The sequence below is a fragment of the Stella humosa genome (assembly GCF_006738645.1).
In the GTDB taxonomy this organism is placed as follows: domain Bacteria; phylum Pseudomonadota; class Alphaproteobacteria; order ATCC43930; family Allostellaceae; genus Allostella; species Allostella humosa.
This window is the reverse complement of sequence record NZ_AP019700.1, coordinates 1,594,326-1,606,698: the sequence shown is the minus strand read 5'-3', so window position 1 is coordinate 1,606,698 and position 12,373 is coordinate 1,594,326. Positions and strand designations below refer to the sequence as shown.

Below are 12,373 nucleotides of genomic sequence, written 5' to 3'. Positions count from 1 at the left end.
GTTCCCCGGCTGATCCATCGACATGTTCCCGAAACGGGATACAGTGCTTGCGTCGCAAGACGTACGCCCTTAAATGGCCGACCGATGCAGCTGATCTCGCGCAACAGGCTGGATGCTTATGCTCGGGACCATGCGGACGCGGCTTCGGCGTTGGCCGCCTGGATCACTTCGGTAAGAGCAGCCAGATGGTCAACGATGCAGGACATACTGGCGACAGTGCCAAGCGCAAAGGTTCTCAACGGGGAACGTGTCCGCTTCGCCATTCGTGGCGGCAATCATCGCCTGGTTGCGTCGATCTTCTTCCGGCACCAGATGGTTTTCGTGAAGTTCATCGGTACGCATCCAGAATATGACGCCATAGATGCATTGACGGTGGATCAGTTCAAAGGAAGCTGACGTGGACATTCGGCCGATCCGCAACGACGACGATCATGCTGCCGCGGTACTCGAGATTTCTCGACTGGTGGTGGCGGACCCGGCGCCTGGTTCAACCGACGATGACCGGCTCGCAGTGCTGGGAACATTGGTTGACGCCTATGAGAGCCATCGTTGGCCGACCATGACACTGGAGCCGATCACGATGCTCCGGCATGTCATGGAAGACCAAGGCCGATCGCAAGCGGACCTTGGCCGGGTACTGGGACTGCGCTCTCGCGCTTCCGAAGTGCTAGGCCGGCGCCGGCGATTAACCACCGGCATGATCTACGCGCTCCACAAGGCGTGGGGCATCCCGGTCGAGGCCCTGATCATGCCGTACGATCTGGCCCCGGCAGCAAAGAAAGTCGGTCCAGCTACCCGAACCTCGGGCCGCCGCCGCAAGTCCGCGAAGCCCCCCAGACAGCCAGCTGTCGGAATTGCCGGCTCGGACTGATCTGACGGTTGGAGGCTTCGGTCGGATCGCTCCGTCTTTGTCAGACGCGGCTCGATCCGACCGATAGCGGCTATTCCCTAAGCCGCCGGCTGCTGGAACTCCGGCCCGCCCGGATTGATGCGCACGCCGCCGCGCAGGCGGGTGAAGGGCAGGTTGGCGGGGTCGACGATCATCGGGCCGGGCGACTCCACCACCAGGATGGTCTCGGCGATCGGCTGGAAGTCGGCGCGGAAATGCACCGAGCTCTTCAGGCCGAGGATCGACAGCTTGGTCGGCTCGATGCCGACATGGCGGAACATCTCCTGGTCGGCCGCCTGGCACTTCTTGGACGAGACCGCGATGCGCACGCCCCCCACCGACAGGCACGCCATCAGGCCCAACTCCATGTGGGCGCCGCCGTAGAAGGGGCCGGTGCAGGTGAAGCGGCCGTTGCCCAGCTTCTCGACCCGGAAGTCCGCCTCGACCGGCTCGATGCCGGCCACACCCGAGACGGCACCCAGCTTCAGGCGGATGGTGGCGCCCTCGCCGGCCGCGTGCGCGGCCTTGGCCGAGGCCGGGTCCCACAGCAGCCCCAGCGCGCAGTTCTGCGCGTCGTTGCGGATCATCGCCGCCAGCAGGCCGGTGGTGTCGGAGTTGCCGCCGGCGCCGGGATTGTCCTGGGTGTCGGCGATCACGACGGGCTTGCTGGCACCCTGGGCCAGGCGCGTGGCTTCCTGCACCACCGAATCCGGGTCGTAGAGCTTGCCGGCGAAGGCCATCTCGGCCTCGGCCACGGCGTTGGCCATCCGGTCGGCCGCCTCGTCGGCCGCCTCCTGGGTCCAGCCATAGGCCAGCACGGCCGGGCCGCAATGATGGATGTCGGCGGCCGGGAAGCCCGGCGTGAACGACACCGTCAGCACGTCGCCGCCCTCGAGCGATGCGCAGAAATCATAGAGCGACTTGCCGGGCTCGATGAAGGTGCACTGCCAGGTGAGCGGGATCAGGAAGGGAAGCTGGCGGAACGCCTTGTAGACCGGCCGCTTCTCCTTCAGCGCACGATCGAGCAGGGCGGCCGCACGGCCCCCCGTCTCGGCCATGTCGACATGGGGATATGTCCGGTAGGCGACCATCAGGTTCGAGAACTCGACCATCTCGGGGGTAGTGTTCGAATGCAGGTCGAGGCTGGTGAAGACCGGGATGTCCGGGCCGACGATGGCGCGCACGCGGCGCAGCATCTCGCCCTCGCCATCCTCGAACTGCTCCACCGCCATGGCGCCGTGCAGGTCGAGATAGACGGCGTCGTACGGTCCCTGCGAGGCGAGGTCGCCCACGATCATGGCCGAGATGCGCTCGAACGCGTCCTGGGTCACGTAGGAAGACGGCACGGCCGCGCACCAGACGATCGGCACCACCGCATGGCCGGCCTTCTGCAGCACCTCGATGGCGCCGGCCATCGGCAGGTTCATGCCATGGACGCGCGCCGGCAGTTCGTTGCCGCGCAGCAGGGGCGGCCAGCCGCCGCCTTCGACGAAGGTCTGATAGGTGGCCTTTGCCGGAGCGAAGGTGTTCGTCTCGTGCTGGAAGCCTGCGACCGCTATGCGCGCCATTCCCCTACCCTCTTCTTGCCTGGATACCTCGCGGCGACCCGCAGTCTCACCAATGAGCCACGGGAACGCCACCGCAATGTCACGGTTGCTGCCTAGTCTCGGCCCTCGTCAGACAAGCCCACCGATCGGCCAGCAGCCGGAGATGGACCCATGAGCAGCCTGCGAAGCATCTACGCCACCATCAAGCGCCGGGTGACCGACGCCCACCGCCGCCGCCTGTTCCGCGACTGGCGCGACGAGCGGGACGCACGCCGCGCCTGACGGGGTTTTGGCGGGGTCCGCCCGTCAGGCCCCGGCGATCCGTGCCAGCGCGGCCTCCAGCTTGCCCTTGGCCTCGCCGGCCGCGGCCGCCCGCTCGCGCTGTTCCTCGACGATCTCCTCCGGCGCCTTGGCCATGAAGTCGGCGCTGCCCAGCTTCTTTTCGATCTTGGCGATGTCGTCGGCCAGCCGGCCCACTTCCTTGGCCAGGCGCGCGCGCTCCTTCGCCAGGTCGATGATGCCGGCCAGCGGCAGCGCGATGGTCGCCTCGTCGACGACCGCCTGGGCCGCCCCCGCGGGCGGGTCGCCCGCCCCCGTGTCGATCGAGGCCAGGCGGGCCAGCCGCCGGATCACGTCGCCATGGGTGGCCAGGCGCGCCAGGGTCTCGGCCCCTGCCCCCTTCACCAGCAGCGGGATCTCGGCCGCCACCGGCACGTTCATCTCGGACCGGATGGCGCGGATCTCCGACACCAGCCGCACGACCCAGCCCATCTCGGCCGCGGCCACCGGGTCGCGATGGCTCTCGCCGAAGCTGGGCCAGGCCGACGTGATCAGCGCGGGCCGCGTGCCGCCCGACAACTGCTCGCCCAGTTCCTCGGTGATGTAGGGCATGACGGGGTGCAGCAGCAGCAGGATCTGGTCCAGCACCCAGGCGGTCGTCGCCCGCGTCTCGGCGGCCGCTTCCGCGTCGCTGCCGGCCAGGATCGGCTTGGTGAACTCCAGGTACCAGTCGCAGAAGGTGCCCCAGACGAACTGGTAGAGCACGTTGGCGACGTCGTTGAAGCGATAGGCCGCGAACTCCTGCTCCAGCCGCTCCGTCGTGCGCGCGACCTCGCCCACAATCCAGCGGTTGACGCGGTGGCGGGCCTGGTCGGCCGCGAAGCCCTCGACCGCGACGCAGCCGTTCATCTCGGCATAGCGCGACGCGTTCCACAGCTTGGTCGCGAAGTTGCGGTAGCCCTCGACCCGGCTCTCGGCCAACTTGATGTCGCGCCCGGGGGCGGCCAGCGCCGACAGGGTGAAGCGCAGGGCATCGCAGCCGAAACGGTCGATCAGGTCCAGCGGGTCGATGACGTTGCCCTTGGACTTTGACATCTTCTGGCCGCGCGCGTCGCGCACCAGGGCGTGGATGTAGACGGTGCGGAACGGCACGTCGCCCATGAAGTGGTGGCCCATCATCATCATCCGGGCGACCCAGAAGAAGATGATGTCGAAGCCCGTCACCAGCACGTCGCCGGGATAGTAGCGGGCCAGTTCCGGCGTGTGCTCGGGCCAGCCCAGGGTCGAGAACGGCCAGAGCGCGGACGAGAACCAGGTATCGAGCACGTCGGAGTCGCGCCGCAGCGCCACGTCTGCGCCGAAATGGCGGCGGGCGGCGACGATCGCCTCGGCCTCGGTCTCCTCGACGAAGATGGTGCCGTCGGGCGCGTACCAGGCCGGCACCTGATGGCCCCACCAGAGCTGGCGCGACACGCACCAGGGCTGGATGTTGCGCATCCACTCGAAGAAGGTGTTTTCCCACTGGCGCGGGACGAAGACGGTCTGGCCCGTCTCGACCGCCGCGATCGCGGGCTTGGCCAGGGTGGCGGCATCGACATACCACTGGTCGGTCAGCCACGGCTCGATCGCCACGCCCGAGCGGTCGCCGTGCGGCACGACGTGGGTGTGCGGCTCCACCTTCTCCAGCAGGCCCAGCGCCTCCATGTCGGCCACGATCCGCTTGCGCGCCTCGTAGCGTTCCAGACCGCGATAGGGTTCCGGCACGCTGTCGAGCAGCCGGGCATCGGCATCGAAGATGTTGATCGCCGCCAGCCCGCAGCGCCGCCCGACCTCGAAGTCGTTGAAGTCATGGGCCGGCGTGATCTTGACCGCGCCGGTGCCCGTCTCCGGGTCGGCATACTCGTCGGCCACGATCGGGATGGCGCGGCCGACCAGCGGCAGGATGACGTTGCGGCCGACCAGCGCGCGGAAGCGCTCGTCCTCGGGGTGAACGGCCACGCCGGTGTCGCCCAGCATCGTCTCCGGCCGGGTGGTGGCGACCGTGACGAAGGTGTCGGGCATGCCCTCGACCGGATAGCGGAAGTGCCAGAGATGGCCCTTCACCTCGCGCTGCTCGACCTCCAGGTCGGAGATGGCCGTGTGGAGCTTGGGGTCCCAGTTGACCAGCCGCTTGTCGCGATAGATCAGCCCCTGGCGGTGCAGCTCGACGAAGACCTTGCGGACGGCGGCACTCAGCCCCTCGTCCATGGTGAAGCGCTCGCGCGGCCAGTCGAGCGAGGCACCCAGGCGGCGGAGCTGGCGGGTGATGGTGCCGCCCGATTCCGCCTTCCACTCCCACACCTTGGCGATGAAGGCGTCGCGGCCGATAGCGCGGGTGTTGGCGTCCTCGACCACGCCCGGCCGGTCCAGCACCATCCCCTTGTCGGCCAGTTGGCGCTCGACCACCATCTGGGTGGCGATGCCCGCATGGTCCGTACCCGGCTGCCACAGGGCATCCCTGCCCCGCATCCGGTGATAGCGGATCAGGATGTCCTGGATGGTGAAGGTCAGCGCATGTCCCATGTGCAGGCTGCCGGTCACGTTCGGCGGCGGGATCATGATGGTGTAGGGCTGCTTGGGCGAGGCGGGGTCCGCGGCAAAGGCGCCGGAGTCTTCCCACCGCTGGTAGTGCTTCGCCTCGACCTCGGCCGGGCGATAGGTCTTCTCGATCATCGCAGGGGAACCCCGTATCCCGAATTCACCGGCCCGGCGCCACGACAGGAGGGCGGCCGGGGCACGGAACTGGCCCGCGGGCTGCGGGCCTCCTCAAATCAGCGCAGGTTGGCGCGGCGTACGATCCGCTCGACCTCTTCGCGAACGACCGCTTCTACGAGACCGGGCAGGCGCGAATCCAGCCATTCCTTCAGCATCGGCCGCAGCATCTCGCGCACCAGGTCGTCGACGGTGCGGCCGCTGCCGGTCAGGAGCCCGCCCAGGTCGGGCCCGGATACGTGCGCCTCGGCCCGGCCGATGGCGGCCAACGCCGCCGCGACCTCGGCCGCCGCGTCGGGCGATACCAGCGGTGCCGCCGGGTCCGGCCGCCCCTCGGCCTCGGGCAGGATACGTGGCTGGTAGACCTGCGTCAGTTCCAGCACGTCGTCGGCGTCGCGCCGTGCGCGCAGGCGTGGTCCCGGGTCGACGTCAACCGCGCCTGCCGCGACCGCCTCCACATGCAGCGGCTCCACCCGCAGCGGCTGGGGCTCGACCGAGACGGCAGGGTCCGACTGCGGCCCCAGCGGCATGGCGATCACCGGCTCGCCGCGCGGCACGGATACCGGCGGCGGCGCGGCGCCGGGCTTGGCGCCATCGTCGGAAATGATGCGCCGGATGGAGGCAAGGATATCCTCCATCGACGGATCGGCCGCAGGGCGCCGGTCGCTCATCGTTTCATGCCACTAGTCGAGCGGATCGCCGAGGCCGATCCACTTGTCCTTCACGGATTCGTAGTAGGCGTCCATGTCGTAGATCTCGACCGGCAGGCCCAGCAGGCGGGCCGTCAGCCGGCCGGTGGCCGAGGTCAGGTCGTAGACGCCGACCAACTCGTCGCGCTGCGAGCTGACGAGGTTGACGCGGGCGTTGAACAGCTCCTGCTCGGCGTCGAGGATGTCGAGCACCGTGCGCGAGCCGACGGCGGCTTCCTGCTGCACGCCATCCAGCGCGATCTGGGCCGCGCGGATGTTCTCGCGCAGCGCCTCGATCTGGGCGCGGGCCGACTGCAGCGTGTCCCAGCGCGAGCTGGCGAGCTCGACGACGCTGCGGCGGTTGGTCTCGATCTCGATGCGACGCTGGCCGGCGGTCTGCTTGGCCTCGCGGACCCGGGCGTAGGTCGAGCCGCCCTCATAGAGGGGGACCGACACGCGGGCCGCGATCGTGCCCTGGCGGATCTTGGTGTTGGCGTTCTGCGACTCGTCGTTGTAGGTGCCGGTCGCATCCAGCGAGACGGTCGGGAGCAGTTCGCCGGTGATGGAGCGCACGTTGGCGCGAGCACCCAGTTCGCTGAAGCGGGCGGCCACGATCTGCGGGTTGTTCTGCTCGGCCATCCGCTTGGCTTCCTCGCGGGTGGGCGGCGTCTTGGGCACCCGCTTGGGGAAGGTGATGTCGATCGGCACCAGGCCGCTGACCCGCTCGAAGGTGGCGCGCGCGACCTCGACGTTGCCGTCGGCCTGCCGCTTGTCGGCGACAGCGCGGGCCAGGCGCGATTCGGCCTGGGCCACGTCGGTGCGGGTCACCTCGCCCACCCGGAAGCGGTCCTGGGCGGCCTCGAGCTGGCGCTTCAGCACCTCGATGTTGTTCGCGTTGAGCTGGACCACCGCCAGGCCGCGATAGAGGTTCATATAGGCCTGCACCGAGCCCAGCAGCACCTGCTGCTCGATGACGAAGACCTGGGCGCGCTGCGACTGGATCTGGAAGACGGCGCGCTCGGTATTGGCCACCGTGCGGCCGCCGCGATAGAGCGGCTGGCTGACCTGCAAGGTGCTGGAGAAGGGATTCAGCCGCTCGGTACGCTTCAGCGTCGGCACCTCGGTGCGCTCATGCGAGAAGCCGTAGGATGCGCTTGCCTGCACGGTCGGCCGCCAGCCCGCCATGGACTGCGGCACCTGCTCGTCGAACGAGCGCAGGCGGGCGCGTTCCGCCAGCAGCTGGGGGTTGGTGTTGTAGGTGCTGACCATGACCTCTTCGAGCGTCTGCGCCACACCCGCCGCCGGCAGCACGCCCGCCACCAGCACCGCCAGCCACGTCGCGCCGACCGCCCGCTTCACTGTTCGCCTCGTGGCCATCAGACCCTCCACGCCCGCAACTCCAGGCGGCAAATTCACCAATACGCCACGCCCGCGACCCCGCGGGCGGAGACCTTTCAGAACACGAACGCCGGCTTGCCCTCGGTGCCGACCAGCAACGGCGTGGCGGCGTCGAAGATCACGCGGCGCGACAGGCGGCCGCCCTCGCGGCGCACCAGCACCGCCCGGCCGATCCCGTCGGCGAACTCCACCGCTACCAGGCGGCCGCCCTCGGCAAGCTGCTGCTCGACCGCGGCCGGGATCCGCGGGACCGCGCCGGAAATCAGGATCACGTCGTACGGCGCGTGGGCCGGGCAGCCATCGAGAAAGCCGCCGGTCACCACCGACGCATTGTCGATGCCGATGGCGGCTAGGTTCGCCGTCGCCTGGCGGGCCAGCGCCGGGTCGCTCTCGACCCCGACCACGGTGGCGACCATGCGCGCCAGGACGGCCGCGCCATAGCCCGTGCCCGTGCCGATCTCCAGCGCCAGGTCGGTCGGGCGGGGACCGGCGAACTGCAGCAGGCGGCCCAGCACCATCGGCTCCAGCAGGTATCGCCCCGCGCCGATCGGGATGTCGACATCGACATAGGCGACGCCCGACAGCGTCGGCGGCACGAACCGCTCGCGCGGGATATGCAGGAAGGCGGCGATGACGGCAGGGTCCGTCACCTTGTTGGGGCGAATCTGGCTTTCCACCATGTTCGCGCGCGCCGCTGAGTAGTCGATCGCCATGGAGCGAATAGTCCGCTTCTGTTCCGAGTCCCGGATGGGCGCCATCGGGCGCCACCCGTTATATACTTGCTGCACTGCGGGGAGCGCAATCGCCGCCCCCGCCCGGCCGCCGGCCGATTGCGCCAAGGCGCGCGCTATCTGCTGCCGATGCCAGGGTTGCCTTGACCATCCGCCGGCCGCCCGCGTATAGAACCGCCGACCTCGGGGACCGCTGATTTCCACATGTCCGGGGCGCGGTGGCCGAGTGGCTAGGCACCGGACTGCAAATCCGTTTATCCCGGTTCGATTCCGGGCCGCGCCTCCAATGTGACCTGCCCCCCGCGAGCGACGCCCCGACCAGGGGCGACCCGCCGCCGGGGACAGACATACCAACGGACCGGCCGTCCCCGGTCCGCCAGCTTCCGGTCCCAGACCCGCACCCTGGAGAACCGTGATGCCGAAGCCGGCCCGTGGCCCCCTCATCTCCCGCACCATGCTCTGGGGCTTCGATCTGGCCGCGATGGAGCGGTCCTATTCGGGCTATACGACCATGCCCGACGCGCTGACGGCCGAGCAGTGCGACCGGCTGATCGCGATGGGCGAGGCGCAGCTGGAAACGTCGGGCCAGGCGGGCGTCGCCGGCGCCGGCGTCCATCCCGAGATCCGCCAGTCGACCATCACCTGGCTGATGCCGGGGCCAGAGACGCAGTTCCTCTACAAGCGCATCGAGCGCATCGGGCGCTCGGCCAACGACCGGTTCTTCGGCTTTTCGCTGCTGGGTATGGGCGAGCCGGTGCAGTTCGCCCGCTACGCGGCCGGCGGCGACCATTACGGCTGGCACCAGGACGTGGGCGACGGGCCGCCCATCCTGCGCAAGCTCAGCGTCGTCATCCAGCTTTCCGACCCGGCCGACTACGAGGGCGGCGACCTCGAACTGCGCTTCTCGCAGGAGATCACCCGCACCCGGCGCGAGCGCGGCACCATGGTGCTGTTCCCGCCCTGGCAACTGCACCGCGTGACACCGGTGACGGCCGGCCTGCGTTACAGCCTGGCCTGCTGGATATCCGGGGAACCGTTCCGATGAAATTTCGCCTGCCCCTGTCGCTCGCGGCCGCCCTGGCGGTTGCCTGGCCGGCAATCGCCGCTGCCGACCCGATTCGCGGCGGCCGGCCCCAGGCGGTGAACGACGTCGCCGTCGCCACCCCCGCCGGCATCGCAGCCGCGACCTGGGTGGGCGGGCTGGAGGCGCCCTGGTCGCTGGTTTTCCTGCCCGATGGCCGGGCGCTGGTGAGCGAGCGGCCTGGCCGCATCCGGCTGATCGACGGCGGCCGGCTGGCAGCCGGCCCGGTCGCCACCATCGCCGTCCGCCAGGGTGGCGAGGGTGGGCTGATGGGCCTGGCCCTGCACCCCGAGTATCCCCGGCAGCCCTACCTCTATGCGATGCACACCCATGCCGAGGGGGCCGACATCGGCAACCGGGTGATCCGCCTGCGCCTGTCGGCCGACGCCGGCACGGCCACCTTCGACCGCGTCGTGCTGGCCGGCGTGCCGGGTGCGCGCTTCCACAATGGCGGGCGCATCGCCTTCGGGCCGGACGGCATGCTCTACGTCGCCACCGGCGAGACCTTCGATGCGCCACGCGCGCAGGTGCTGGTCGACCTGGGCGGCAAGATCCTGCGGGTCACGCCCGATGGCGCGGTGCCGGCCGACAACCCGTTTCCGGGCTCGCCCGTCTGGTCGCTCGGCCACCGCAACGTGCAGGGGCTGGCCTTCCACCCCGGCACCGGCACCCTCTTCGCCAGCGAGCACGGCCCCTCGGGCGAGTTCGGGCTGCGCGCGCTGGACGAGGTGAACGTGATCCGCCGCGGCGCCAACTATGGCTGGCCGCTGGCCGTCGGCGCCGCCGGCGACGCCCGCTTCGCCGACCCGATCCTGGCCTGGCCCGACCCCGCAACGCCGCCGTCCGGCATGGCCTTCTGGCGGGGCGACCTTTTCGTCGCCACGCTGCGCAGCCAGGCCCTGCTCCGCATCCGCCTCGAACCGGCATCCGGCGGCGGCTGGCGGCCGACCGCCGTCGAGCGCTGGTTCGGCGAGCGTTCGACCCAGCCGCTCGGCCGCCTGCGCGACGCCGTCGCCGGCCCGGACGGCGCGCTCTACGTCCTCACCAACAACCGCGACGGCCGCGGCCGGCCCCAGGAAGGCGACGATCGCATCCTCCGCATCACGCCCGCGCAATAGCGTCCGAACAAAGGGTTGGCAGCGGCGGAGTCGGCTGCTATAAGCCGCGCCGCGCTGTTCCCCGGTAGCTCAGTTGGTAGAGCAAGCGGCTGTTAACCGCTGGGTCGCTGGTTCGAGTCCGGCCCGGGGAGCCAGCGCGATTTTCGCGCCAGAGCGCGATGCGGCAGGCCAGTACGCTCATCGTCGTGCATTGGCAGTTCCGCAGCTGCAACGGTCTCGTCAATCGGCTCGTTCGACGTCCGTCAGCGCGAAATCCTCACCGACATACAGCAGGCTGCAGCCGTGGTCCTTCGCCACGACATAGGCGAAGCAGTCTCCAAGATTCAGACCAGCCGGATGCACGCCCTTTCCCCAGGCGGCATATGCTTGTGCTATCCGCTTGGCAGATGCGGCGGTCAGGCTGACGACCGTAAAGCCGAGACCGTCGATCAGCCTCGTCATCTCCTCGCCAACGTTGCGACGATCGGCGACGATCAGCGCTTCCGACAAAGTGCCTGCCGAGATCAGCAGATCGACTTCGGCTTCCAGGAGCGCCGCAAAGTGAGCGGCTGGCGATTCGTTCAGCACAATGGCCATCAATGCTGACGTATCGACCGCAATCATCCCGGCAAACCGTCATCGCCATAGAGAAAATCCTGGCTGCGGGCGGCGCCCGGCCCAGGCGTGGCCTTTGCCGGGCCAGACGCTCGCACCGCGTCGAGCAGAGCACGGCGGGAGGTTCGATCAGGCGCAGGCGTGACCGGGACGAGCCGCACTGCAGGATGGCCATGGCGGGTTAAAATGATCTCGTCCCCTGCCTCTGCGCGACGCACAAGTTCGGCAAGCTGCCCCTCGGCTTCAATCACGGACACCCGCATCAGCTCCACTCCCCTAGGATATGGATCGGTCCCACCTGAACTATATGGCGGCCCATCGTCGATGGCGATCAACCTCAGGCGCAGGTTGGGTAAGCTTCTTCCTGACCAGGGTGCGCCCCCTGCCAGCAGGCGGTCTATTCACCGCATCCAGTGCGGTGAATGACCCGTCAATCACCGCAGGACCCCTTACTCCACCAGGCAGGCTAGCTGTTCCGTCACAGTCCCCCAGCCATCAAAGAAACCCATGTCCTCGTGCTTCTGCCGCTCGGCCGGGCTGCGGTGCATGGCGACGGCGGAATATTCCGTGCCGTCCGGATGGTCGCGCAGCGTGATGACGGCCGTCATGAAGCCGCGCTCGGCCGGGCGCCAGCCGCCGGTCAGCATGTTGGTGAAGACGATCCGCTCCAGCGGGTCGACGGCCAGGTAGCAGGCGCTGAGATGGGGCACGAAGGGGCCGCCATCCTCGCTCATCTCGGTCACCAGGGCACCGCCCGGGGTGACCTCCATGGCCGCCACGCGGCAGACGATGGGTGCGGGGATCCACCAGCGCGCAAACGCGGCGGGCTCGGTCCAGGCGCGCCAGATGGCCGCGCGCGGGGCGCGGATGATGCGGGCGATCGTCAGGTCGAGGTCGGGATCGGGAAACCGGGTCATGCGGGCTCGTCCTCTTGGTCGGCGGTGGTGACGAAGCGTTCGAGCCGGTCGGTCCGACCCTCCCACAGGGCGCGCTGCGCGGCGAGCCAGTTGTCGACGGCGGCGAACGACTGTCGCTCCAGCGTGCAGGTGCGCACGCGGCCCCGTTTCTGCGTACGGATCCAGCCGCTCTCCTCGAGCAGGCGGATGTGCTTCATGAAAGACGGCAGGGCCATGGCGAACGGCCGGGCGAGTTCGCCGACGCTGGCCGGTCCCTGGCCGAGGCGGCCCAGCACCGCCCGGCGGGTCGGGTCGGCCAGGGCCTGGAAGATGCCGTCGAGCGATGGCAGATATTGTTCCATATGGCTAAGTATCGAGCCCCGACACTTAGCGCAATAGA

13 protein-coding genes and 2 tRNA genes are annotated in these 12,373 nt (G+C 69.2%); 6 read left to right on the top strand and 9 right to left on the bottom strand.

Going from position 1 to position 12,373, the window contains the following annotated elements; translation table 11 throughout:
• Window positions 1-84: 84 nt before the first annotated feature.
• Window positions 85-396 carry a type II toxin-antitoxin system HigB family toxin gene (locus STVA_RS07495; RefSeq protein ID WP_123689236.1) on the top strand — a complete coding sequence of 104 codons (312 nt, stop codon included), beginning with the start codon at window positions 85-87 and terminating at the stop codon, window positions 394-396.
• A gap of 1 nt (window position 397) precedes the next feature.
• Window positions 398-871: a helix-turn-helix domain-containing protein gene (locus STVA_RS07490; RefSeq protein WP_179955442.1), complete on the top strand. Its 474-nt coding sequence runs from the start codon at window positions 398-400 to the stop codon at window positions 869-871.
• A 77-nt stretch (window positions 872-948) separates the two neighbouring features.
• On the opposite strand, the gene STVA_RS07485 is transcribed toward STVA_RS07490, so the two are convergent.
• The 5 genes from STVA_RS07485 to STVA_RS07465 all read right to left on the bottom strand — a co-directional run bounded on the left by STVA_RS07485 (window position 949) and on the right by STVA_RS07465 (window position 8,266).
• Entirely contained in the window at window positions 949-2,457 is a 1,509-nt protein-coding gene (locus STVA_RS07485) for a M81 family metallopeptidase (RefSeq protein WP_123689237.1), read from the bottom strand.
• 285 nt (window positions 2,458-2,742) lie between these two features.
• Complete coding sequence (locus tag STVA_RS07480) at window positions 2,743-5,427, bottom strand: valine--tRNA ligase (RefSeq protein WP_123689238.1); 2,685 nt, start codon at window positions 5,425-5,427, stop codon at window positions 2,743-2,745.
• Between the two features lie 98 nt (window positions 5,428-5,525).
• Window positions 5,526-6,137: a DUF2497 domain-containing protein gene (locus tag STVA_RS07475; RefSeq protein WP_123689239.1), complete on the bottom strand. Its 612-nt coding sequence runs from the start codon at window positions 6,135-6,137 to the stop codon at window positions 5,526-5,528.
• A gap of 12 nt (window positions 6,138-6,149) precedes the next feature.
• A complete protein-coding gene (locus STVA_RS07470) occupies window positions 6,150-7,532 on the bottom strand; it encodes a TolC family outer membrane protein (protein WP_123689240.1) in 1,383 nt (460 codons plus the stop codon).
• 77 nt (window positions 7,533-7,609) lie between these two features.
• Window positions 7,610-8,266: a protein-L-isoaspartate O-methyltransferase family protein gene (locus tag STVA_RS07465; RefSeq protein WP_197735813.1), complete on the bottom strand. Its 657-nt coding sequence runs from the start codon at window positions 8,264-8,266 to the stop codon at window positions 7,610-7,612.
• 230 nt (window positions 8,267-8,496) lie between these two features.
• On the opposite strand from STVA_RS07465, the gene STVA_RS07460 reads away from it, so the two are divergent.
• The 4 genes from STVA_RS07460 (at window position 8,497) to STVA_RS07445 (ending at window position 10,617) form a co-directional block, all read left to right on the top strand.
• Window positions 8,497-8,570, top strand: a tRNA-Cys gene (locus STVA_RS07460).
• A gap of 129 nt (window positions 8,571-8,699) precedes the next feature.
• Window positions 8,700-9,329, top strand: a complete 630-nt coding sequence (locus STVA_RS07455) for a 2OG-Fe(II) oxygenase (RefSeq protein WP_123689241.1) — start codon at window positions 8,700-8,702, stop codon at window positions 9,327-9,329.
• Window positions 9,326-10,483 carry a PQQ-dependent sugar dehydrogenase gene (locus STVA_RS07450; RefSeq protein ID WP_123689242.1) on the top strand — a complete coding sequence of 386 codons (1,158 nt, stop codon included), beginning with the start codon at window positions 9,326-9,328 and terminating at the stop codon, window positions 10,481-10,483. Before STVA_RS07455 ends, STVA_RS07450 begins: the two co-directional genes overlap by 4 nt.
• 58 nt (window positions 10,484-10,541) lie before the next feature.
• Window positions 10,542-10,617: transfer RNA gene (locus STVA_RS07445), tRNA-Asn, on the top strand.
• An 85-nt stretch (window positions 10,618-10,702) separates the two neighbouring features.
• On the opposite strand, the gene STVA_RS07440 is transcribed toward STVA_RS07445, so the two are convergent.
• The 4 genes from STVA_RS07440 to STVA_RS07425 all read right to left on the bottom strand — a co-directional run bounded on the left by STVA_RS07440 (window position 10,703) and on the right by STVA_RS07425 (window position 12,335).
• A complete protein-coding gene (locus STVA_RS07440; protein WP_123689243.1) occupies window positions 10,703-11,086 on the bottom strand; it encodes a type II toxin-antitoxin system VapC family toxin in 384 nt (127 codons plus the stop codon).
• Window positions 11,083-11,340 carry a type II toxin-antitoxin system Phd/YefM family antitoxin gene (locus STVA_RS07435; RefSeq protein ID WP_123689860.1) on the bottom strand — a complete coding sequence of 86 codons (258 nt, stop codon included), beginning with the start codon at window positions 11,338-11,340 and terminating at the stop codon, window positions 11,083-11,085. The genes STVA_RS07440 and STVA_RS07435 overlap by 4 nt, the downstream gene beginning before the upstream one ends.
• Before the next feature lie 186 nt (window positions 11,341-11,526).
• Complete coding sequence (locus STVA_RS07430) at window positions 11,527-11,994, bottom strand: SRPBCC family protein (protein WP_123689244.1); 468 nt, start codon at window positions 11,992-11,994, stop codon at window positions 11,527-11,529.
• The gene (locus tag STVA_RS07425; protein ID WP_123689245.1) at window positions 11,991-12,335 is read right to left on the bottom strand and encodes an ArsR/SmtB family transcription factor; all 345 of its coding nucleotides are present in this window, start codon (window positions 12,333-12,335) and stop codon (window positions 11,991-11,993) included. Before STVA_RS07425 ends, STVA_RS07430 begins: the two co-directional genes overlap by 4 nt.
• Window positions 12,336-12,373 lie beyond the last annotated feature (38 nt).

What these genes read in the sequence shown, in the direction of transcription:
- STVA_RS07450 (WP_123689242.1), top strand. Translation starts at nt 9,326, where the DNA reads ATGAAATTTCGCCTGCCCCTGTCGCTCGCGGCCGCCCTGGCGGTTGCC.
- STVA_RS07470 (WP_123689240.1), bottom strand. Translation starts at nt 7,532, where the DNA reads ATGGCCACGAGGCGAACAGTGAAGCGGGCGGTCGGCGCGACGTGGCTG.
- STVA_RS07425 (WP_123689245.1), bottom strand. Translation starts at nt 12,335, where the DNA reads ATGGAACAATATCTGCCATCGCTCGACGGCATCTTCCAGGCCCTGGCC.
- STVA_RS07455 (WP_123689241.1), top strand. Translation starts at nt 8,700, where the DNA reads ATGCCGAAGCCGGCCCGTGGCCCCCTCATCTCCCGCACCATGCTCTGG.
- STVA_RS07485 (WP_123689237.1), bottom strand. Translation starts at nt 2,457, where the DNA reads ATGGCGCGCATAGCGGTCGCAGGCTTCCAGCACGAGACGAACACCTTC.
- STVA_RS07475 (WP_123689239.1), bottom strand. Translation starts at nt 6,137, where the DNA reads ATGAGCGACCGGCGCCCTGCGGCCGATCCGTCGATGGAGGATATCCTT.
- STVA_RS07495 (WP_123689236.1), top strand. Translation starts at nt 85, where the DNA reads ATGCAGCTGATCTCGCGCAACAGGCTGGATGCTTATGCTCGGGACCAT.
- STVA_RS07440 (WP_123689243.1), bottom strand. Translation starts at nt 11,086, where the DNA reads ATGATTGCGGTCGATACGTCAGCATTGATGGCCATTGTGCTGAACGAA.
- STVA_RS07430 (WP_123689244.1), bottom strand. Translation starts at nt 11,994, where the DNA reads ATGACCCGGTTTCCCGATCCCGACCTCGACCTGACGATCGCCCGCATC.
- STVA_RS07465 (WP_197735813.1), bottom strand. Translation starts at nt 8,266, where the DNA reads ATGGCGATCGACTACTCAGCGGCGCGCGCGAACATGGTGGAAAGCCAG.
- STVA_RS07435 (WP_123689860.1), bottom strand. Translation starts at nt 11,340, where the DNA reads ATGCGGGTGTCCGTGATTGAAGCCGAGGGGCAGCTTGCCGAACTTGTG.
- STVA_RS07480 (WP_123689238.1), bottom strand. Translation starts at nt 5,427, where the DNA reads ATGATCGAGAAGACCTATCGCCCGGCCGAGGTCGAGGCGAAGCACTAC.